Origin of the sequence: Caballeronia choica (assembly GCF_001544535.1) — a bacterium.
Taxonomy (GTDB): Bacteria; Pseudomonadota; Gammaproteobacteria; order Burkholderiales; family Burkholderiaceae; genus Caballeronia; species Caballeronia choica.
Map to the genome: position 1 here is coordinate 124,622 of NZ_FCON02000003.1, position 22,581 is coordinate 147,202.

The 22,581-nt window shown below is 57.5% G+C and carries 13 protein-coding genes and 3 pseudogenes; 9 read left to right on the plus strand and 7 right to left on the minus strand.

What is annotated here, in order from left to right:
• Window positions 1-258: 258 nt before the first annotated feature.
• From AWB68_RS02475 to AWB68_RS02485, 3 genes are all read right to left on the minus strand, one after another.
• On the minus strand, window positions 259-2,568 hold the full coding sequence (locus tag AWB68_RS02475) for a pentapeptide repeat-containing protein (protein ID WP_087642773.1): 2,310 nt from the start codon (window positions 2,566-2,568) through the stop codon (window positions 259-261).
• Window positions 2,569-3,275: 707 nt separating this feature from the next.
• Window positions 3,276-4,304, minus strand: coding sequence for a 5-methylcytosine restriction system specificity protein McrC (locus AWB68_RS02480; RefSeq protein ID WP_087642774.1), 1,029 nt, complete (start codon window positions 4,302-4,304; stop codon window positions 3,276-3,278).
• Entirely contained in the window at window positions 4,301-6,901 is a 2,601-nt protein-coding gene (locus tag AWB68_RS02485; protein WP_200828610.1) for an AAA family ATPase, read from the minus strand. Before AWB68_RS02485 ends, AWB68_RS02480 begins: the two co-directional genes overlap by 4 nt.
• A gap of 533 nt (window positions 6,902-7,434) precedes the next feature.
• On the opposite strand from AWB68_RS02485, the gene AWB68_RS02490 reads away from it, so the two are divergent.
• On the plus strand, window positions 7,435-7,842 hold the full coding sequence (locus AWB68_RS02490) for a hypothetical protein (protein WP_087642776.1): 408 nt from the start codon (window positions 7,435-7,437) through the stop codon (window positions 7,840-7,842).
• Here the strand turns inward: AWB68_RS02490 and AWB68_RS02495 are convergent.
• A protein-coding gene (locus AWB68_RS02495; protein WP_087642777.1) for an IS3 family transposase occupies window positions 7,820-9,381 on the minus strand; the annotation gives its coding sequence in 2 pieces (ribosomal slippage) (window positions 7,820-8,943 and window positions 8,943-9,381; 1,563 coding nt in all). The two genes, AWB68_RS02490 and AWB68_RS02495, sit on opposite strands and share 23 nt — an antisense overlap.
• Window positions 9,382-9,489: 108 nt before the next feature.
• On the opposite strand from AWB68_RS02495, the gene AWB68_RS02500 reads away from it, so the two are divergent.
• The 5 genes and pseudogenes from AWB68_RS02500 (at window position 9,490) to AWB68_RS02525 (ending at window position 15,697) form a co-directional block, all read left to right on the plus strand.
• A complete protein-coding gene (locus AWB68_RS02500) occupies window positions 9,490-9,984 on the plus strand; it encodes a BCAM0308 family protein (protein WP_087642778.1) in 495 nt (164 codons plus the stop codon).
• A 603-nt stretch (window positions 9,985-10,587) separates the two neighbouring features.
• A pseudogene (locus AWB68_RS02510) lies at window positions 10,588-13,014 on the plus strand (ATP-dependent Clp protease ATP-binding subunit); the annotation flags it as partial.
• A pseudogene (locus tag AWB68_RS02515) lies at window positions 13,011-13,683 on the plus strand (phosphoribosyltransferase). The pseudogenes AWB68_RS02510 and AWB68_RS02515, both read left to right, overlap by 4 nt.
• The gene (locus tag AWB68_RS02520; protein ID WP_087642780.1) at window positions 13,683-14,999 is read left to right on the plus strand and encodes an erythromycin esterase family protein; all 1,317 of its coding nucleotides are present in this window, start codon (window positions 13,683-13,685) and stop codon (window positions 14,997-14,999) included. The pseudogene AWB68_RS02515 and the gene AWB68_RS02520 overlap by 1 nt, the downstream one beginning before the upstream one ends.
• A gap of 47 nt (window positions 15,000-15,046) precedes the next feature.
• On the plus strand, window positions 15,047-15,697 hold the full coding sequence (locus AWB68_RS02525; RefSeq protein WP_200828615.1) for a dienelactone hydrolase family protein: 651 nt from the start codon (window positions 15,047-15,049) through the stop codon (window positions 15,695-15,697).
• A gap of 60 nt (window positions 15,698-15,757) precedes the next feature.
• On the opposite strand, the gene AWB68_RS02530 is transcribed toward AWB68_RS02525, so the two are convergent.
• The 3 genes from AWB68_RS02530 to AWB68_RS02540 form a co-directional block, all read right to left on the minus strand.
• A complete protein-coding gene (locus AWB68_RS02530; RefSeq protein WP_087642782.1) occupies window positions 15,758-16,075 on the minus strand; it encodes a hypothetical protein in 318 nt (105 codons plus the stop codon).
• A gap of 105 nt (window positions 16,076-16,180) precedes the next feature.
• Window positions 16,181-16,624 (minus strand): hypothetical protein, encoded by a 444-nt coding sequence (locus AWB68_RS02535; RefSeq protein ID WP_087642783.1) that lies wholly within the window; start codon window positions 16,622-16,624, stop codon window positions 16,181-16,183.
• 154 nt (window positions 16,625-16,778) lie between these two features.
• Window positions 16,779-17,114, minus strand: coding sequence for a c-type cytochrome (locus tag AWB68_RS02540; RefSeq protein WP_087642784.1), 336 nt, complete (start codon window positions 17,112-17,114; stop codon window positions 16,779-16,781).
• A 769-nt stretch (window positions 17,115-17,883) separates the two neighbouring features.
• Here AWB68_RS02540 and AWB68_RS02545 point away from each other — a divergent pair.
• From AWB68_RS02545 to AWB68_RS46260, 3 genes and pseudogenes are all read left to right on the plus strand, one after another.
• On the plus strand, window positions 17,884-18,357 hold the full coding sequence (locus AWB68_RS02545; protein WP_087642785.1) for a hypothetical protein: 474 nt from the start codon (window positions 17,884-17,886) through the stop codon (window positions 18,355-18,357).
• A gap of 255 nt (window positions 18,358-18,612) precedes the next feature.
• Entirely contained in the window at window positions 18,613-21,027 is a 2,415-nt protein-coding gene (ppsA, locus tag AWB68_RS02550; RefSeq protein WP_087642786.1) for a phosphoenolpyruvate synthase, read from the plus strand.
• Window positions 21,028-21,224: 197 nt separating this feature from the next.
• Window positions 21,225-22,153, plus strand: a pseudogene (locus tag AWB68_RS46260) (1-phosphofructokinase family hexose kinase).
• Window positions 22,154-22,581 lie beyond the last annotated feature (428 nt).

Genomic DNA, 22,581 nt, shown 5'->3' on the forward strand with positions numbered 1-22,581 from the left:
GAATGTTCCGCGAAAATGCCAACTCATCAGGACGCCCTGTGTTGGCTTCGCAGCCCTTCGGGAGGGGTAAAGTGACACCCGAAAACCGAGAGCTTTTGAGTTTTGACACACCCTCGGCCAGTTGCTGCAGTTCGCCGATGCCACCATTCGGACATTCAAGCGGCCGATTCACTCAGCAAACGGCCGTTCGATCGCCGATGTCGATCTTCCATTCTTTGCCATTGCGGACCCTGCCGTTACCGGTGCTCGAGAGCGCGGCTATGATGCGCTCTCCGGCCGCTTTTTGTTGCAGGCATCCAAAAGTTGCCGTAAAAATACGTCCACCCGGCCATAATATTGTGAAACCTCATTTGGGTCTTCGGTGACTGTTTCGTGCATGGGCGAGACACGCGCCGATGAAATTATTAACGAAGGTACGGACCAGGTTGAAAAATTAGAAAGCCTCATCATTTCTCCTTGACAGGATTGAACTATAAATGATCTTTGAAGCGATTTTCGAATCTCATCGCGTGTAGTGTCCGTATCTTGCTCTCCATTCGGATCCGATAAATATACTCCTAGCGTCCACAAAATAATGCCTCTCATGGGCCACTTAATATCATTTTCTTTTCGTTGAAAAGAAATACCTGCGGTATAAGCGGCGCGTCCCGCCTTGACTGCAAATCGAGAATCGTATTTGTTTTTTGCGCATAACTCCGCAGGACCAACGCACTCATATGGCGGAGTCGTTTTCCGAATAGACGTATCTATGCCAACCATTGCCAGGATGCGAGACATCGCTTGTCGCGCTCGGGGCAAAGATGGAGAAAGCGAAGCCAAGGATGGCGTATCTGCAAAAAGATTCGCATTTGCTATCGTATCTGCGACGTTTGCACTGATATGGCCGGTGACAATCCTATCCAAATTGGCGAAGTCAAAGCCATCGGGTGGTCGCCCAAAATCAGGATCCAAAGGCTCGCGGTTTGGATTCAAAGCGCCAACGTCAATCGTGCCACTCAGATCAGCTTTGACGAGGACTGCGCCTACAAATGTAGCATACTGCAACGCCGTCGCCTGCATTTCTGTACGATAGAGACATGCCGCACGGAAGTTGGCGGAAGTCAGAATGGCTCCAGCCATCTTGGCGTCCGTTAGATTTGCGCCGACGAAGGATGCCCCCGCCAGATTCGCGCCCGTTAAATTCGCGCCCTCAAAACTCGCTCCGTCGGCGGAAGCCACCGATAGGTTCGCGGCGACTAAGCTACTTCCGATTGCAGAAACCCCTCGCATGTTCGCATGATGCAAGTCAGCGTCATAAATGGTTGCATAGTCAAGATTAGCGCCTTCAAGATGAGTAGTTTCATCCGCGAGCAATCTTGGGATTACTGAAAATGAGAAATCGGCGAATCTTAAGTCGCGGTCGGTAATGTCCACAGTAGGCAATTTGAGGATCTCGTCGGCCAACGTTTGCGAGAATCCATCAGACGTAGATCCCAAAGTGTGTCCGATAATTCTTTGATGGGAAAGTACAATATTTCGATTAACAATAAGTGCTTTTCTATCGACGAGGTTGTCACCACATTTTTCATTTTCGAAGAGCCAGCAAGTCACGATAAACGTCTCGCCACCCCGCAGGCGAACACCTTTAGCAACAAGTAGATGCTCGGGCAGCATTTTGATCAGTTGTCGTTCGAACGTGTCGCCGGGAATCGTCGCGATATAAATAGAGGTAAGGACAGAAGCAAATCCAATGAACATGAGTCGATGTTGTCCTTGAGTTCTGTCTTTCCTAAACAAGCGAACAGACGCTCGAAGATTGGTCGATCTAAGGCGGATCAAGCGACAGAAAATCAAGTAGCCCATTTTTGCGGAAATAGGGCTCATTGAGCGGGCCCATTGGCGGAATGTTCTCGTTGTACGACCAAAAATTCTAGGCCACAAATAAACCAGTGCCATCACATCAAGCACGATCAAAAATCGATGGAAATTTGTGGCAAACTCACTATGGTATGCAAGGAAGCGGATTTGTGCCCCAATCAATGACCCGAGTGGCAAAATGACAAACGACAACCATGTTACGAAAGAGAACCAAAATCGAAGGCCATCATTGCCGCGACGGATTACCAAATGATTTAGCGGAAAAGCACTTAGAGAAATTATAGTCTGCGTCCATTCGATATCCTTTGCTTCGGCCAGAGAATTATTTAATATCCCTAATTTGTCGCCAAGTAGTCCTAGCTGAGCGAGAATACCAATATGTAGCGTAGTCAACAGAAGTGGTGCGAACAAGAAGAACGCTTGCAGTGGTACAGAAATATCTGCCACTGGCAATTTTAGTGATTGACCTAACAGGAGATCAAGGTCTGTGGTCTGCCAGATAACGACGCTCAAGTAGAGAGCGATGATGACATAGGTAATAAACCATGTCCCCAGGACCTTGCCCGCTTCATTAATCGAACTCACTAGAGCGGGACGATCTAAGTCGAACGTTTTACTCGCCGAAGTTCCGTGTTCGACAAGACGCGGCTTCTGGCCATTCAGAACTACAAGTGTCCTACGCCTGTGCTTCATTCTTGTCGTTCGCCACATGTGCGTCTCCTCCCCTAAGCCCGCCAACTCGGTTTGTCCGTCTAATTCAAAGTGTGGACATCTTATGCCTGTCGATTTGTTGCCTACCTAACATATCACCAAGATCGTCTATTGCGACGACCAAAATCGCCCCAACGGTACCCGAACACCCCCGTACAATCTTTATATCGCATCGACAGACACATAGGTCGGAACTTTAGATACGCTTGCAGCAGGAGTTGTCGTTGGCGCTGCCCTGATACAAATTTCGGAAATCGACCTTCGAGCGACAGGTGGTGCTGTATCAGCGAATGGCCGTTGAACTTTGGAAACTGCCGTAGAGGTCGGCCCGCGGCGAAGGGCAGTTCAGGGTCGGCTGCGGAAGCTCAGCCTGGTCGGTGGCCGCGCGTTGCAGTACCGACCCCGTGCTTACGGGTTCGGCCATTTGCGGCCGTTGCCCGTGCTTTCACACGGATATTAAAACGTCGGCTCCGCACCAACCTACGGACCTTCATGCACGGCTCATGTTCATCGTCGTCGGCCGGAATTCCACCACCCTCATTAAATCGGGAACGGTTGTCGCAGACGTCAGTTCGCCCCGTATGCCGAAAGTCGGGTGATTTCACGGAGTCAGTCGCGATTTCTCGCGGCTTGATACTTTCCTGATCGAGACGACGGGTCGGCCCGACCTGGGCATGTGGGTCAATTTAGCGTCGGTGTCAACAAACTCAGACGATAAGCGCATTGAGAGTGCCTTTTATTTTCTGCCAAGACTCTTGTAAATCGATCGTTGCTATCCTAAGGTCTCGTCCTTTGATCTGATAACTCACGTCGAAATGATGCGACGCTGCTGGATATAAGAGGATGCCCTCCGGAACCGGTCGACCCGAGGCGGCATTGGGCCCCGCCTGCTGGTCCACATAGGTTAATATTTGGTACAGGTGCTCAGATCGCAACGAATTCTTTCTAAAATACGGTTTAAATAAGTCAGGTGTATATTTTGTATCAAGAATTATATGACGCGTGTCGCTTACAAGCGTCACGTCGGTTCGCATGCGAGGCAGTAAATGCGCGTCCGCATTTGGGGCGGCATCCCATTTGATATGAGAGCTTGTTACCTTGTATTGCTTCGCCTCGATTCGGAAGTAATTTAGTACGAAATCTTGGAAGACACGCCACATCTTTTTCTCGTCTCGAAAAAATTCGGTAGCGCGATATCCACTGCCTGCTGCCTCAGGCACCAAATAATCAAACGCCAGTTGACAAACTTCCAACATTAACGCGTAGATGCCGAATAGGCGGATTCGCCGGGCTCGGTCGAAAATCTCACGATCGAGCATGATGGATGAAACCGATGCCAGCATAGGCCGCAATTTCGACAGTCTGTTGCGAAGCTTCTCGTCTACAGATTCGCAGCGTGCGAAACGATCGACCGTAGCTTTTATTATTCGATTGTGTAGCGTGTCCTCGGACAATTCGTCGTAAGTACACCGCGCAATTCCGCGCTCAAAAAGCATTCGCTGTATGGACTGCCCACACTCGACCCTACCCCGAAGTGTTGCCATGTCGTCTGCGCGCTCCACATATTCCTTGTGTAGGCCCCGCTTGAGAAGCGATGCGACGCCGTCAGCTAGCATGAGACTTAGCAGATTCTCCAAATTCTCGACTTCCAGGCCACCCGTTTCAATAATCTTTAACGAATCCAATCTGTCCCACGCGTAGCAAAGCATGAGATATAGGTTTTGAATCGGGATCATTGGAAAAGCTCGTCAACAATTAATTCTATATCTGACGGATTTTTATCAAACCAATATTCGTGCAGCAGCGGCCTGATTTCTGTATCGATGATTTGGTAATAATAGTCTTCATCCGACAGCGACGAAGGTTTTGACGTGCAAAAATAGCTGTGGCCGATACAAAACCCGTCGCGAAGTTCCAGATCGTCGGCTATCTTCTGATTTAAAATTTCAAAGCGATCGACGATATGATTCGCATATGCCTCGGACCATCCGAGTTCTTGCAAAAATTCTGAGAATTTCTGATGCCCAAAGCCTGGGATTATTGGAACAAAAGCGAATCGCCGACGTAGAGCGTAATCGATAGACGTCAGTGAGCGATCAGCCGTGTTCATTAGTCCAATTATCAAAAGATTTTCCGGTACGTAGAATTTTCCATCGTGTTCGTCGGAATAGGCAAGCTGCAGAGCCCACTCGGGGCTACGCTTATCAGCCTCAATCAGCATGAGAAGCTCACCAAAAATTTTCCCCAGATTTCCACGATTTATTTCATCGATGACGAAAACGAATTTTTCATCTGGATTGTCCCGCGCTTTTTCACAGAATCGATAAAAAACTCCGTCGCGTATCGCAAAGCCACTGCCGTCGCGCTTCGGCCGGAACCCCTGAATGAAATCCTCGTAGGAGTAGGCTTGATGGAACTGAACCGTTTCTATCCGATCCGCGGCCCTGAATCCGATTGTTGCATATGCGAGCCGCTTTGCAACGAACGTTTTCCCGACTCCAGGTGGCCCCTGCAGGATTATGTTTTTCTTAATTGAAAGGAGCCGCTGCGCTCTCTCGAAAACCGATCTCTCGATAAATAAATTCGCGAGCGCGTCATCAATTGCATACGGTTCAACGAGTGGAGCTTCAATTTCCTCGTGCTCGAGGCGAGCGAATCCGAAGGCGTTTTGATTCAACAAGTTTGATGGCTTCGACCACGGCTCAACGGCTGAGAATGCGGTGATAGCAAGGGGCGGCTCCAACTCGTCGATTTTTCGGACTAGAAGCCAGGTTTTGAATATTTCACTTTGTTTAGGACCTGCGCAACGGATTCCTTGCTGCGCAGGCGGCGTGTGTTCGGTCCAGGGACTGACAAGTCCGTCAAGTCCACGGGAACTGATGTATCGATCGCATTGCAGTCGATGTGTAATCCGTCCATATCCAGAATTGATGTACAGGAAGAACGAGGCGCCCAACTCTCGGCCCGCGGGCTCGGGAATTAGAAAACTCCACCACGATGCGAACGCTCCCGTTTCTTCGATTAACTTTTGAGCGTCAGACAGCCACTGATGCTCTTTTGACGTTCCAATTAGACACAGTTGATCAGCTTGTGAGGGGGGCCAATGGCCTTCGAGCACGCAGTCGAAACCGAGTTTCTCGAACACGTGCTTCGCTTGTACATCCGTATAGAGCGCGTAGTCCGCTACCCCTGGAAGCTTGCTGAATACCGCACCAACGGGCTTCCGCGTATCACCAATGCGGATCATCCAATGCCCGTCACTACCGGCCGATGTCGGGACCTCTGTCGTACTTCTCTCATACGCGTCTCTGACGTCGGATGGGTTCAATCGAAGCGTCAAATTTCCAACTTGGAACTCTTGCCGCGCGTCCTTCATGGCTTCAAGGATCGCCTCATATAATGCCGCCGATAGTGGTCTTATCGCGTGTTGAACGTTGTAACCTTCTTGGTTCTTCAGGCGCAAGCCGAGATCAGCGGGCAGTGGCCGCGCCGGGGACACTTCCGACCAGTCTATGAATCTGGCTTCGAAGTATGTGTACTCCGGCGACTCCTCGGGGCTGGGAACGCGCCTTATCGCAGGACCGAGTCGTCCAAAGCCGAAAATTTCAACGCCATTTTGTGATTTGCGATCAACGATTACCCAACCCCCGCCGATCAACTTTTTGTGATTGGGTACATTCGACCCATATCGATAGATCTGTCCCTCCAAGTCGCCCCAGAGACTATTGGTGTTTGAGCGAATAAGGAGGTAGTTGTTAGGCGCGGATACGGATGGATCGGACTGAGGAAGCGCGGTTTCGATTGAGGCTGCTGGTGGGTTCAAAAGCATCTCACGTACGAATTCGTCAAGTGAGTCAAAGGCGGACAATATTTTGGAGTGGTTGTCATCTCCAACGCGAGCAAAACCAAAAAACTGTTTAGGTAGATATGCGGTAAGTGCAGAAAGAGGGATTTCGACCGGCGTCGGTTTCGAAAGGAAGAAGATGTATTGCCAAGTCTTGCCGTCGTCTGTTTGACCCCACAACGCTCGAGCTAGATTTATGCTATCCACCTTGTATAAGACTTTTGCCACAAAGCGGTATTTGGCCCCGAACACGCAGAACATCCAGTCTCCGATCTCCAGCGCAGGGTAATAACTGTCATTCATCTTGCCGGGAACCGCCCCCCAGGCATATAGGCCCCCGTCCAGATTGATTTGCTCAAGCGCCGGCAAGTGTTCGGTCCCGACGTTTTCACGCACCGTCGCGGCATTTATCGGCCGCGTGATTGAGACGTCGAGATGCTTCCTGGCCTCCGGGTCACCTGCAGTGAAAACGAAAATGTTTTGCGTCACGTCCCTCTCCATGGCATCTAGTTCGACGAGAGGATGCCACATCGCGGCGCGGTGCGGCCATTGGCCGCCGACTTCGAACCATGTGCTAACAGTTCGCGGCTTTTCGGACTTCGCGGCCGGCCCGCTGCGCTCACCCTTTTGGATTGGAATGACAGGCGAGCGCCTCGTCACATTGAGCCGCGGACGTTTGTAACGCTTCGCGCCAGGTATCAGCGGATGGCAGCTTTCAAGCGACGCTTAGGATAAGGGCGACTTATGTCTATCATTTGACACCGCGCGATCTCAGCGAATGCTTCCGAGACTCAACAGTTGCTGTCTGAGAGAAGCGTAGGTCCCTGATTCTTTCAGCGAGGCTACACTATGCGACCGATGACTTGACGCGAGGCGGCGTCGAGTTCTCACAACGATGTCCGCCGCGACAGCGCTTAATCAGCGACTCGTGCAGACGAAAATCTGCTTGGCTTGGGGCTCGGAGGTCAGATGCGCTGCCTGCGAGTGGGCCAGTCGAAAACAACATTTCACAGGAAAAATAGATGATTTTCGAACCTACTCCGGAGCAAATAAGTCGACTCACGAGCATCGAATTGGTCCAACTCATGAAGAGACTGCTATTGGCAGAATGTCGGTTGGTCGACATCCCTCTTCGCGCTGCAACGGTACCGTTGCAGATTACCATCGGTGACGGTGGTGAGGACGGGCGGGTTGAATGGGCCGGAGGTGTGAACTCGACCGACTTTTTCCCTTCCAGATTTTCCATCTTTCAATCGAAAGCGCAAAATCTAACTGAATCGGCGGTTTTCGACGAAGTCGCCAAACGTCCGAAAAACGGGCCGCCGGTGCTCAATAACGCTGTGTCCGAGATGCTCGCCAAGAAGGGCGCCTATGTGACGGCGCGTGTCAAGGTACTTGTCGCCTCAGTCATGCAGCCAAAGGCTGTTTAAGTGTGGCGTGCGAGGCTACCGTGACGACTGACTCGCGCTCCGGATTAAGGGTGACGGCGCCGATTGGTGTCCAGTCTCGCGTGCAGCGTGACCAGCGGGCCGGGTTGCGTTCCCGCGCCTGCACATACACCTCGTGACGCGCCGCGAGGATCACGTGGTCGTCGCCGTCATGGCGCTGCGCCGGGCTCACGTAGCGGATGCTGCTGTGGCGATGGTCGAAGTTGTACCAATGCACGAAGTCGCTCGCCCAGTCGCGTGCAGCATTGAGATCGGCGAAGCCCGTGTTAGGGAACTCCGGGCGGTACTTGGCCGTGCGGAACAGCGCCTCGGCAAAGGCGTTGTCGTCACTGACGCGTGGGCGCGAGTACGAGGGCTTCACGCCAAGCCAGTGAAGCATGGCCAACACGGTCGTGGCCTTGAGCGTGGAGCCGTTGTCTCCGTGCAGCACCGGCTTGTCCGCCAGAGTGGCGATGCCCTCGGCCAGCGCTGTGCGCCGCACCAGATGGGCCGCATGGCTGGCATCGTCGCGCTCGTGCACCTCCCATCCGACGATCTTCCGGCTGTACAGGTCCAGGATCAGGTACAGGTAAAACCATTGACCGGCGACCTCAGCGGGTAAATAGGTCATATCCCAACACCAGACTTCCCGTGGTGCGCCAGCGATGTGCGTGGTCGGCGGTCGGCCAGCCCTGGGTGCTTTGGCCCGGCCCCGATGTGTGGTTTGCCCGTGCTCGCGCAGCACGCGGGCGAAGGTGGATTCGCTGGCGATGTACACGCCTTCATCAGCCAGCATGGGCACGATGCGCGCAGGAGGCATATCGGCGAAGCGCGACTCGTTGGCCACGCGCAGCACCTCGGCACGCTCGGCGGCGCTTAGCGCATGTGCCGGTTGCGGGCGTACCGCATGGAGCCTGCCATCGCCCGATACGAGGCCCGTGCCGGTATTCCAGCGCTGCAGCGTGCGCACGTCGATGCCGGCCGTGTCGCAGGCCAGGCGCAGCCGTGCGCCGGCCTTGTGCGCGGTGTGGATATCATGAGCCAGCGACTGGCGATCTTCGAGGCCGATCATTCGTCCTCGCCCGTGCTGAAGATCGCCGCGACTTTTTTTGATAGGACCAGCAGCGCGGCCGTCTCAGCTAACGCACGGTCCTTGCGCCGCAACTCGCGCTCGAGGTCCTTGATGCGACGCCGGTCCTGCTGGGTCTGCTGCGGGCTGGCATGCGCCTCCTCGGGCCCGGCCAGCGCCTGCGTGGCGCTTTGCCGCCAGGAAGCGAGCTCGTGCGGATACACACCGTTGGCGCGGCACCATGCGCTCTTGGCAGCCTCGTCCATCGCAGCGGTCGTCAGCACGGCGTCAAATCGGGCCGCCGCTGTCCAGGCCCGCTCGCGAGCGGGCCTGGACAGCGCATCACTGCGCCAGCGCTCCAGCGTCCCCACTCCCACGCCAACCTCACGTGCAACGTCTTCCAACGCCGCGCTCTCCGGCGGCAGCAACCGCGCAACAGCTCTGTCCTTGAATGCTTGTCCGTATTTTGCCAATTCGTTTTCTCATCATCGCCCCCGGTTCATTGATTCTATTGGAGCGACAAGTATTCTGACGCGGGGGGCCACCCGTCCGAGACGACGGGACCGGAAACGGAGAGTAACGTGAAAGCTGGCGCCAGACCGTTTAAACCTGATAGTCGTGAAAAGCTTTTTCCTGAGCAGGGACATGACCCGTACAAGCGGCAGGCCAAACTACGCGAGCCGACAGTCTGTCCCGTGTGTGGTGCTGTCTATCGCGAGGGCCGCTGGCAATGGGCCGCGCGTGTGTCGGGCGCTGAGGAGGTGGTCTGCTCGGCCTGCCATCGCATCGCCGACGGAATGCCCGCAGGGTATTTGTATATCGAGGGGGCGTTTGATTCTCACGATCGAGTCGAGTTGCTTCAGCTCCTACGCCATCACGAAACGCGGGCGCGCTCGGAACATCCTATGGAACGCATCATCACTATTGACGAGCGTTTCGAGCGCACGGTCGTAACGACGACAGGCATCCATCTCGCTCGAGAGCTGGGCGCCGCGCTTGAGAGAGCGTTCCATGGCTGCCTGGAGTTGAAATTCAGCAAGGCAGAAAACTTACTGCGCGCCTACTGGCATCGGTAGGAGCATTGGATGCTGCATCCTTAATCTTTAATCGGGCATGGCTTCGTAAGTTGCGGCCACTCTCGTACCAACGAGGACCGGCCGCCCCGGATGCGAGTTCGCATCACTGCAGGCCGGCGAAGTGATGAGCTATACGCCGAATGGACGGGCGTCATCACCCATTCGGGAAACCGGGCGGCATCCGATCTGCTAGTACTACTGTGTTCCCGCCTGCCAAATTGCACCGTCCGTTCAGCAGCGCGCTGCAAAATTTCTTTTGACTGGTCGCTGAAATGCTGTTGCAGGTTCACTCCGTCGGGTTCGGAAACCGCGCCGGACGGCATAGTGCCCATGGGCGGATGACCGGCCGATATCGGGCCGGTGAAGAAGTTGTCGAACAGTCCGCCTCGGAAAAGCGACTCAAGCGGGGATACCTGACGCTGATGTCGCGTGAGTTGCGCGTAGTGATAGTCGCAGACGTTTATTTGCTTGCGTTGCCTGTCTTGTACCACCGCAACCCGGACCGTTGCCGGCCTCACGCCGCATAGATCGCACATGTGCTGCGCCATATTCTGTCTCCCTCAAGGTGAACCGTTATGTTCGCGGCCTAGTGCGAATGTCTGCCTGCAGGAGTATATCGAGCAGCACGCGCTCAGGGAGGAAGCGACCCCGAGAAGCGCCGACGGCGAGATCGCGGTTTCGCCGCGTTTGAAGAGCGCACTCGAGCGTGCCTTTATCGCATCCCGTGAGTTCGGCCAGAGCTACGTCGGACCCGAACACATGCTCGCGGGACTGGCCGAAGTCACCGACAGTTTCGCCGGCGATTTGTTGATTAAATACGGGCTGACACCCCAGGCGTTGCGTCAGCAAGCGCTGAAGGTGGCTGGCTCCGATGAAGGTGCCGGCCAGCCACCCAGCGAGACGCCGCAACTTGACAAATATAGCCGGGATATTACTCGCCTTGCACGCGAGGGCAAGCTCGACCCGGTCATTGGCCGCGCGAAGGAAACAGAGACACTCGCCGAGGTGCTGGCGCGACGCAAGAAGAACAACCCGGTGCTGATCGGCGAACCGGGGGTCGGCAAAACGGCGATCGTTGAAGGCCTCGCGCAGCGCATGATCAGCGGCGATGTGCCGGAAACGCTGCGCGACAAACGGCTGGTCGAACTGAATGTAAATTCACTGGTTGCGGGCTCCAAATACCGCGGGGAGTTCGAGGAGCGAGTCAAGCAGGTGATGGACGAAATCGCCGCCCACAAGGACGAACTGGTGTTGTTCGTCGACGAAGTGCATACGATCATCGGCGCTGGCCAAGGCGGCGGCGAAGGCGGCCTCGATATTGCAAACGTGTTCAAGCCGCCGATGGCCCGCGGCGAGCTCAACCTAATTGGTGCGACGACACTGTCCGAATACCAGAAGCACATCGAGAAGGACGCAGCGCTCGAGCGGCGATTTCAGCCGGTGCTGGTCGCCGAGCCGACTGTCGAGCAGACTATCAGCATCTTGCGCGGTCTGCGTGACCGGCTCGAAGCGCACCACAAGGTTACGATTCTCGACGAGGCATTCGTTGCGGCAGCCGAGTTGTCCGATCGCTATATTACCGGCCGCTTTTTGCCGGACAAAGCCGTCGACCTGATCGACCAGGCCGCCGCGCGAGAACATCTCTCGTCGACGTCTCGGCCCGCCGACATTCTCGAACTCGAATCCGAGATCGCGCAACTTCGACGCGAGCAGGACTATGCGTCATCCCGCAAGCAGTTCGAGCGCGCGAAGGAACTCGGTGACCAACTTGGGGTGAAGGAGACTCAGTTGGGCGACGCGACTGCGATCTGGAAGCGCCGTGTCACTTCGAGCAAAGCTGAGGTGAGTACTGCGCAAGTCGCCGAAATCGTCGCGAAGCTGACGGGCATTCCTGTCGCGGAACTGACCCAGGAAGAAAAAGACAAACTGCTGAAGATGGAAGCACGTTTGCATCAGCGGGTAATTGGTCAGGATGAAGCGATCGGCGCGGTCAGCGACGCCGTGCGACGCAGCCGGGCCGGCCTGCAGGGCGGGCACCGGCCCGTCGCAGTGTTCCTGTTTCTCGGGCCCACCGGCGTCGGCAAGACCGAACTTGCGAAGGCGCTAGCCGAAGTGGTCTTCGGCGATGAGGATGCAATCGTGCGGGTCGATATGAGCGAGTATATGGAGCGGCACGCGGTCGCGCGACTGATCGGCGCCCCGCCGGGTTACGTTGGCTATGAAGAGGGCGGCCAACTGACCGAGCGCATACGGCGCCGCCCGCATAGCGTGATCCTCCTTGATGAGATCGAAAAAGCCCACCCCGACGTGTATAACGTGCTGCTCCAGGTCTTTGACGATGGCCGCCTGACCGATGGCAAAGGCCGCGTGATCGACTTCGCCAACACACTGATCATTGCGACCAGCAATCTGGCGTCGGACGTGATCATGGGGTCACGACGCAGCCATCCAGGCTTTCTGCCGGCCGGCGGCAATGGCGCCGGCAAGGGCGCCAGGGCTCGTAAGAGCGGCAAAAGCGATGGCGTGCGCGAAGGCGTGATGGAGGTGCTGCGCTCGCATTTCCGGCCAGAGTTTCTGAACCGGATCGACGAAATCATCATCTTCGAATCGCTGCAACTCGACCAGATTCGCGCCATCGTACGGCTACATCTCGATCAGGTCGCCCGCGTGACAAAGAGCCAGGAAATCGAACTGGCGTTCGACGAGAGCATCGTCGAACAACTCGCACTTGAAGGCTATCGACCTGAGTATGGCGCGCGAGAATTGCGCCGGCGTATCCGTCAGGTGATCGAAAATCCGCTCGCCAAGGAAATGCTCGACGGACGCATCAAGGAGGGTTCTCGAGTCTGCTGTCGCTATGACGCTCACGAGGACGGCGTGGTGTTCGAACTCAGTGCTCAAGCGCATGATGCGGCCGAGGCAGCAGAGATGTCCGAAGATGCCGAATTGGTCAAGGCGACTGGCAACAAGCGCCGACGCCCCGCGCGCAAACGCGCCTCCACCGACGGTCCCGCGCGGGTGACACAATGAACGCGGAGATGATGGGCATCGTACCTTTGTTCCGCGATCGTGCCGAAGCCGGGCGCCTGCTGGCACGCCAACTGCGCGACTACGCCGGCGACCGCCACGTAATTGTGCTCGCGCTGCCGCGCGGTGGTGCCGGTTGGACATGAAGTGGCCCAAGCACTTGGAGTCGAACTTGACGTGTTGGTCGTGCGCAAGCTTGGCGTGCCCTACTATCCGGAATTGGCGATGGGCGCGATAGCGTCCGGCGGGGCGACATATCTCGACGAGCACACGATTCGGATGGCCGGGGTTTCTCAGGAAGCGGTCGCGGGTGTACTAAACGATGAGCGCCGCGAGTTGCTACGGCGCGAAGCGCTGTACCGCGGTCAACGGCCGCAGTTGAGCCTTAAAGGCCGGACCGTAATTGTCGTGGACGATGGCGTCGCGACCGGGTCCACGATGCGCGTCGCTATTGCAGCGCTGCGCGCCAGTAAGCCCGCGCGCATCGTTGTCGCCGTGCCCGTCGCGCCAGAGAGCACGGCTAGTCAACTAGCCGCAATTGCTGATCACTTCGTCTGCGCGCATAGCGCGCGTGACTTTGGCGGCGTCGGCCAATTCTACAGGGATTTTGGCCAGACGAGCGACGCCGAAGTGCGCGCGCTTCTCTCGCGATCACATCAGGACACACTGTAATGCATACCGCCGCAACGCCTTTCCTGGCCGTGCGCGAACTCGCGCGGCGCCTCGACGAAAATGATGGCGACTTTGACGAACTGCTTGAAATGGCCAAAGGTCGCCAGTTTGTGCTGCTGGGCGAAGCGACACACGGGACGCAGGATTTCTATCGAATGCGTGCGCAGATTACCCGCCGTCTAATCACCGAGGGAGGCTTCGATGCTGTCGGGATTGAAGGCGACTGGCCTGACGCGTGGCGTGTGAATCGCTTTGTGCAAGGCGAGGGTGACGATGATGCTCATGCCGCCCTCGGGGACTTCGAGCGTTTCCCCACCTGGATGTGGCGCAACCGAGAGATGCTGGACTTCATCACGTGGTTGCGTGCACACAACGCTGGGTTGTCTTCCGAAGCGCGTGTCGGCGTCTACGGGCTCGACCTATATAGCATGTATCGCTCGGCGGATGCGGTGATACGTTACCTCGAGCAGGTCGACCCCGAGCAGGCCGCGATGGCCCGCCAGCGATACGCAGCGCTTGATCATGTGCGCGAACCCCAGGCCTATGGATATGCCGCCGCGCTCGGTGCGCGGCCGGACGCGCGCGAAGGCGTAGTCGACCAATTGCTGCAGTTGCGAGCCGACGCGCTCACCTATCTGACGCGCGACGGCCTTGCCGCGTTCGACGCGCAGTTCTTTGCACAGCAAAACGCCGAGGTCGTCGTTCATGCGGAGAATTACTACCGCTCGATGTTCGGACGACGCTTCAACACCTGGAATCTGCGCGACGCACACATGCATCGCACGCTCCTGGCGTTGTCCCGCTACCGATTGCAACGGAGTGGCCAAGGACGCATCGTCGTGTGGGCTCACAATTCGCACATCGGTGACGCGCGTTCGACCGAGTCGAATCTGCGTGGAGAATGGAACCTCGGAGAACTGATGCGCGAATCCGTCGGCAGCAAGGCACTGCTGGTCGGCTTTACCACGTTTACGGGGCACGTATCCGCCGCTTCTCAGTGGGATGGCGACGTTGAACACAAGTGGGTGCGGCCAGCGCTGCACGACAGTTATGAATACCTCTTCCATAGCACGGGCCTGGATCGTTTCTTTTTGCCGCTCGTTGGACCCGGGGCCGAACCGTTGCGCGAACCCATGCTCGAACGTGCCATTGGCGTCATTTACCTACCGCAGAGCGAGCGGGAAAGTCACTATTTTGGGGCTTCGCTGGCAAACCAGTTCGACGCATTGTTTCATCTCGACGAGACGAGCGCCGTCGAGCCGCTTGACACGCCGCATCACTGGCACCATCGGGAGGAGCCAGAACAGACGGCCTGAGCGGCCTCACGTGAGATCAGATACAGCGGAGCAACGCAATGCACGATATTCAAGTCGAAGAGGTAATGATATCGGCCGGCGGAATGGTACTGGAGGGCGTGCTCGCTGTTCCCCAGCGGGCCCACGGTGTGGTTGCATTCGCACACGGCAGCGGCAGCAGTCGCTTCAGCCCGCGTAATCGGGACGTCGCCGCCGTGCTGCAGCAGGCTGGGCTGACAACCCTGTCGTTCGACCTGCTCACAGCCGACGAGAGCGACCAGGACTTGGAAACGGGCCTCTACCGCTTCAACATTCCGCTGCTTGCCCGACGACTGACCGATGCCGTCGACTGGCTGGGGCATTTCCCGGCGACGGCAACGTTGCCTGTCGGCTTGTTTGGCGCCAGTACCGGAGCGGGCGCTGCCCTGATCGCAGCGGCCGGGCGTCCGGCACGGGTGCACGCGGTCGTGTCTCGTGGCGGCCGCCCGCATCTCGCCGACGATGCGCTCGAGCACGTGCGGGCACCTACGCTGCTGATTGTCGGCGAGTTGGATACGTCGGTCATCCGGCTGAATGAAATGGCTGCCCGCCGACTGACATGCGAGCGTCGGATCGTGCTCATTCCCGGCGCCACCCACCTGTTCGAAGAACCAGGTACGCTCGAGCAGGTTGCCCGGCTCGCGAGGGACTGGTTCTCAATTTTCCTCGCACCGCGCTAATGCTAACACCGGTGACGATCCTCGACGCCACGAGGGCCGACCATGTGACAAGTGCTCGGACTATGGCAGAACGATCGACTTGCTGCCTGTCGATCTGGCCGTGCATTGCGACTTGCGGCCTTGAGCCGGCCTGCGGGAGCCAGCGCGGACATCAGAAGCCCAGTTCTCGTCGATCCACCCGATCGCCCAGTTAAGCGCAAAGACCACGGCCTCGTCGGGCGTACGGAACGATGCGACGCCCCCGGACAAATTCTTACGATCCTCGCTCGATGCTTCTCCTTCGGTCCGCAATCGACAAAGGGCTGCGGTCGGGAAAAACGTGCCGCCGGCCTCCCGTGCCGTGGCATCGATAGTGCAAGACTTATAGTCGAAACGCATCGAAATTTCTCCATGCTGGATGAGCGGGCATCGATAACGATGCCAGTCCGTTATCGACGCCCCTGTGTTTGCCCTCTTCGATGGTGGCAAACGGCCACGCGAGCGTCAGTGCCGCACTTCGGTGTCCTTCGGGCGCTCGGGTTCGGACGCCTTCAACTCGTTCATGGCAGCGTTCCTGTCGGCCTTGCGGTTGATCTTCGCGTTGGCGACTTCTTCATCGTAGAGGGCCTTCGCATCGTCGACGACAGCCTCCATCTGCTGTTTGGAGGTTTTCTTTGATGCGCGATATTCGGCGTTCGCCTGGGCGTTCGCATTGCGCCGTTGCACGAAGGGGTCGGTGGGAACCTGCGCCACGGGTTGTCCCTGCGCGGGCGTCGTAACGCCGTCGGAAGAAGCCTGATCGTTCGGAAGATTGAGCGCCGATACGTCGGCCACGTTCCGGTCGGCGCCTTCCTGTTCCGGCATCGCGGGTCTCGCGCTCAAGCTATAGGTTAGGGTCGTGAGCGCAGCCAACACGCTGACAAACATACGAATCTGAGCCTGAGTCATATAACGCTTGCTCCGAAAATGTCCTGATGTCCACATGGCGCCGAGGGTCGCCATTCCATCGCAACTAGCCGTGGATACGCGATTGTCGACCCGCTGTTTGGACGCGGTCGGCGTTCGCATGCTTGCATCAGTCCACGGGCTCGCGAGCCTTTTCTCACTGGCGAAGTACCCACTGAACGAGAACATGTGCGTCTTCGCGCGAGAGTGCACCGGCGCCGCGTCCCGCGGCCGACGGCATCGCCATGTCTCCCCAGTGCGCCCGGCCTCCCAGTCGCAGCTTGCCTTCGAGCATGGCGCTGGCATCGGGCACGCGGTGGTAGTGCGCGGCGATCTCTCGAAAGGAGGGGGCGCGAAACGGGGTATCGACGGTGTGGCAAAACATGCAGCGATACCGGTCTAAGAGAGCCGTGGGTTCGCCCTCGGCGAACGCGCAGCCAACTCCACCGAGCAGCGTTGTAACGATGCCAAGCACGTGGAGCAGATGCCTCATGTTTGGGCGATTCACGATGACACTCCAAGAAAGCCACGTTCTCGGCATAGTGTGGTCGCGCACAGGTCTGCTGCCTTGATTCAGGTCAAGTGTCGGAGCCGTCAAGAAGTACAAATTCGAAATCGTCTGATGCGCGACGCTTGAGGTAGACCGTCAAAGGTTGGCCCACCGCCATGAGACCGAGCATCGACGCAGGTGTCAAGGCTGCCTTTTACAGGTGGCGCACAGCTCCTCGAACACCTTGCTCGAAGCAACCTGCAGTCAGGGAATCGTTGGTTCCGAACTGCGAGGACGTTCCGAGGGGGCTTCGAGCGCCTCGCCGTGACCGAATTGATTTCGACGAGGCCTTTCGATCGGCTGCTGGTGCGAGAGAAACCCGATACGTACTTCGGCATGGACGCGCACGAGTGCGGCGTCACGTGCCGATAGGAGCGTCTTCCCGCTGTATCAGCGAGCCAGACCCGGAGTACCGCCCTCGGATTGACCCAAGTCAACATGCCAAAAAGTTTAGTGCATAGCCTTACAAGGGTGGAGCGAACACGCTTTGCGAATGAAGGCGGCCGACGCGATAGGAAGGGGGTGCGCTCCCGCTAGGATGCCGACCGTTTTCCGAGCGGCCGTATGCCACATGATCCAGCATCGGGAACTAACGGAATGTCTGGATGCGTGTGACTTCCGTCGAGGTGATGGCGATGGAAGGGGATGCGGTTCGGTTGTTCACGATCGGCAGCCGGGCATGTTGCACATCTTACGTTTAGTGGAGGTTGGAATGAACTGGCTGACAGAGTACTTCGCGCAACGAACGAGTCCCTTGAACCTTGCTCTATGGGCTCACCCACCGCTCGCGCTCGGGCCCGACGGGCCGATCGCTCGACCGGCGTACCACCTGTCTCATACGGGAGTGCAACTTGTCTACGTTCCCGCACTAGTCGTCAAACAGGGGGATCGCCAATATGAGCTGCCCGCCCACTACGACGCGGTTGAACCAGTAAAGACGTTTGCGTTCGGGGCAGCCCCTGATGAGTATGTTTCGCAATTCTTCACTGACGTTTCAATCTATCCGCCGTCGCGCTTCAACTCAGATTTTCTGATCAGGATTAACGATACGTTGGCGTTCACGCCAATTTTTTCGGCGGAGGGCAGTCCGGGGTTTGCTGGCTCGAGCATTGACAGTAAGGAGACGGCTACTTCCCCGTCTCAATTAAAGCTCCCCTGGACGTTCCAAGGCTATATCAGCATTTGAGCGATCCCGACGGGACCGGCTCGTGAGGGTATGTATATCGAGCCTACATAGAGCCAAAGTGCAATTGGTGGGGCATGACCAGCATCGAACGAAGCAACGCAACCTCTAATCGTCGTGGCCCGTTCAGCCGGCCTGCGAAATGACTAGCGGACGTTAACCAGCCGCCGACAGTCCTCCTCGGAAGTGCTTGCGACGAGCAACGCGACAATCGACAGCCTTCCGAATCCCGATTTGACTGGCGCAAAGGAGCCACACATGACCAACGACACATCGCAGCTTGTATGGTTCGAGGACCTTCGGCGCACAGACGTGGCGCTTGTCGGCGGAAAGAACGCCTCGTTGGGCGAGATGGTCGCCAACCTCGGCGCCAGGGGCGTGAAGGTTCCGCCTGGGTTTGCCGTCACGGCCGGCGCGTATTGGCGCTTCCTTGATGCAAATGAATTGCGAGACACGATGTCTTCGGTACTTAAAGAACTTGGGGATGGTCGGCGGTCTCTGGCCGAAGCCGGCGAAGCCATTCGTCGCGCGATTCTTCGAGGCGAATGGCCGGAGGAGACGGCTCAGTCGATTCGGCTCGCGTACGATGAATTGAACCGCCGGACCGGGGAGGCGGACGCGGATGTTGCAGTTCGATCAAGCGCGACAGCCGAGGACCTGCCCGACGCGAGCTTCGCCGGACAACAGGAGACCTATCTCAACATCAGGGGCGAGCGTGCGTTGCTCGATGCCTGCCGCCGGTGCTACGCGTCGCTCTTTACCGACCGAGCGATCAGCTATCGGCAGGCAAAGGGCTTCGATCATCTCAAAGTCGCGCTGTCGGTGGGTGTGCAACGCATGGTGCGGTCGGACCTGAGCGGGGCGGGTGTAATGTTTTCAATAGATACAGAGACCGGTTTCGACAAGGTGGTACTCATCAACGCCGCTTGGGGGCTGGGCGAGAACGTGGTCCAGGGTTCCGTTGACCCTGACGAGTATGAAGTGTTCAAGCCGCTTCTTTCAGACGGGTCATTCTCGCCGATTATCGGCAAGAAACGAGGCGAGAAGGACCGCAAGCTGATCTACACGAGGGACGTTGGGCGATCAACGAAGAATGTTCCGACGTCGAAGGCGGAGCGCGCAGCCTTCGTCTTGAGCGACGAGGAAATCCTTGCGTTGTCGCGTTGGGCGTGTGTAATAGAGGAACATTATGGCCAGCCGATGGACATCGAATGGGCGAAAGACGGCGAGACCAACGAAATGTTCATCGTTCAGGCTCGGCCTGAGACTGTCCAGTCGAGACGCGAAGCCAGTGCGGTGAAGACCTATCGCATCAAGAAGGCGGGCCGCAAGCTCGTTTCCGGTGTGAGCATCGGCGAAGCGGTAGCAACTGGCACGGTCTGTGTTATTGACAGTCCGCGTGAAATGGCGCGCTTCGTCGACGGCGGCATTCTTGTGACTCGGACGACCGATCCGGACTGGTTGCCCGTCATGAGACGTGCCTCTGCCATTGTCACCGACGCCGGGGGGCGTACGTCGCACGCGGCCATTGTGAGTCGCGAACTCGGCCTTCCGGCCATCGTGGGAGCAGGCAATGCGACTCACATATTGCACGACGAGCAGGAGGTGACCGTGTCCTGCGCGGAAGGCCGCGAGGGATTCGTCTATGAAGGCACCGCCGACTACGAAGTCGAGGAGATCGATTTCCAGAGTATCCCGGCGACGCGCGTCAAGCTCATGTTGAACCTTGCCAATCCTGCTGCAGCATTCCGCTGGTGGCGGATCCCGGCCGACGGCGTCGGACTGGCACGGATGGAATTTGTGGTCAGTAACCATATCAAGGTCCATCCGATGGCTCTCGTCCGTTACGAAGCTCTCAAGGACGCGGAGGCGAAACGGACCATTGCGGAATTGACGGCAGGTTACGGCGACCGGACCGAGTACTTCGTAGATCGGCTCGCGCGAGGGTTGGGGCGTATCGCTGCCGTGCAATTTCCACATCCGGTCATTGTGCGCATGAGTGACTTCAAGACCAACGAATACGCGAACCTGATCGGCGGGGCCGAATATGAGCCGAAGGAGGAAAACCCCATGCTTGGCTTCCGCGGCGCCTCACGGTATTACTCGCCGCGGTATCGCGAAGGTTTTGCGCTCGAATGCCGGGCGATTCGTCGCCTGCGCGACGAGATGGGTTTCAGGAACGTGATTGTCATGATTCCGTTCTGCCGCTCGACGAAGGAAGCCGACCGGGTGCTCGAGGTGATGGCAGAAAATGGTATCCGGCGGGGCGAAGCGGGTCTTGAAATCTACGTCATGTGTGAGATTCCTTCGAACGTGATTCTGGCGAAGGCTTTCGCGCAACGCTTCGATGGCTTTTCGATCGGCAGCAATGACTTGACGCAGCTAACCCTCGGTGTGGATCGCGATTCGGCAGATCTGGCCGAACTTTTCAACGAACAGGACGACGCGGTTAAATGGATGATTCAAAGCGTCATTGAGCAGGCGCATAAGGACGGTGCGAAGGTCGGCTTGTGCGGTCAGGCGCCAAGCGACCATCCAGAATTTGCCGAATTCCTTGTTGAGTGCGGCATCGATTCCATGTCGGTGAGTCCGGACAGTTTCATCGCGGTTAAGCGACGGGTCGCGGTCGCCGAGCAGGCAGCGATGATGGGCGGCAAGCCGGACCGTGCCTGAGGTCAATCGAGGGCGCCGCGCGAACGCCGATCAGTGCATCCAGTACCGTCGGACAGCCGGTTAAGGGCCAGCAGCACGATATACGTTGCCGTGACGGCGTCGCGAAGAAGGATATTCGAAGAACACTGAGGTGGCGTCGGCCATTTCGGCGACGCAGATGGGGTACGGCCATGTCCCCGTCCGAGGCGGAGGCAACGATGACAGATATTGTAATGGTCACGCTCAATCCAGCAGTGGATGTGGCGACCTCAGTCGAGCGGGTGCTCGACACGCGCAAGCTTAGATGCAGTGCGGCGCGCCGAGATCCCAGCGGCGGCGGGGTCAATGTAGTACGTGTCGTGCAACGCCTAGGCGGCGACTGCGTCGCCGTCTATCTTGCTGGCGGACCCCTCGGTCACACACTGCGCCAACTACTGAGGGGGAGTTTGTGGCGAGCGCGTGCATCGAGATTGCAGAGGAGACGCGTGAGAACTTCCGTTCGAGAGACTTCAACCGGGCGCGAATTTCGCTTCGTGCTCCCGGGTCCGACTGTGACACAACCGGAATGGCAGTCCTGCATCGATCACCTCGATGCGCTGCACGTTCACCGCGCTATCTGGTGATGAGCGGTAGTTTGCCCCCCCGGCGTACCAATCGATGCATACGGGTAACTCACGCGCTCGGCGCAATTGCCCGGTACTCGTGTTGTTCTGGACACGGCGGGCCCGGCGCTCGCGGCAGCCCTCGACGCCGGCGTCTACCTCGTCAAGCCAAGCCTCAATGAGTTGCGCGGGCTTACCGGCCGCGCGCTGGTCAGCGAAGACGAATGGCATGACGCGGCACAGGGGCTAATCCGCGACGGGCGCGCACAGATGGTGGCGCTCACACTGGGGAGCAGGGCGCGTTACTCGTGACCGCCGATCGAACCTTGCGGGCCGCGGGATTGCGAATGAAGGTTTCCAGCGCGATAGGGGCGGGCGACAGTTTTCTCGCCGGCATGGTTTGGGCGATGAACCGAAATGCCAGTCTCGAGCAAGCGTTTCGCTATGGACTGGCAGCGGCCTCCGCCACACTTCTCAGTATCGGGACTGCGCTTTGTGACCCGGTCGACGTCGAACGGCTGTATCGTGAAGTCGCACATGCATGAGGCGTTGCCGGGCTCCGTTCTATGAAGTCGAGACGTCAAATATTGCATGACCGGGGTGCCCCAAGCTGCCAACGAACGAATCATGTCCACGCCTGAAAACGACACGAACCAGATAACGTAAAGACCCGCGATCCCACACCTATCCGGCCTGGTGAGGTACTCGAGCGAGAGGAGCTGCCGGCAGCATCAGCATTGTGTTTGGGCGGATATGGCACCTGTTGCCTGACCGATCGTTGCGGCGTTTTCCGCTGTCTGATGCCTCGGCTACTCCGTTCGAGATGTGATTTAAGCGCCGGCGTGCGTGATAGCATGTCGGACATCGCCGAGCGCGAGGCCTGTCATGCACTGTGCGATTGGCGCGGCTTTCTGGAGTTCCGATATGCGATTGGTTCGATACAGCGCCCTCCGATCGATCAACGCTATGAATG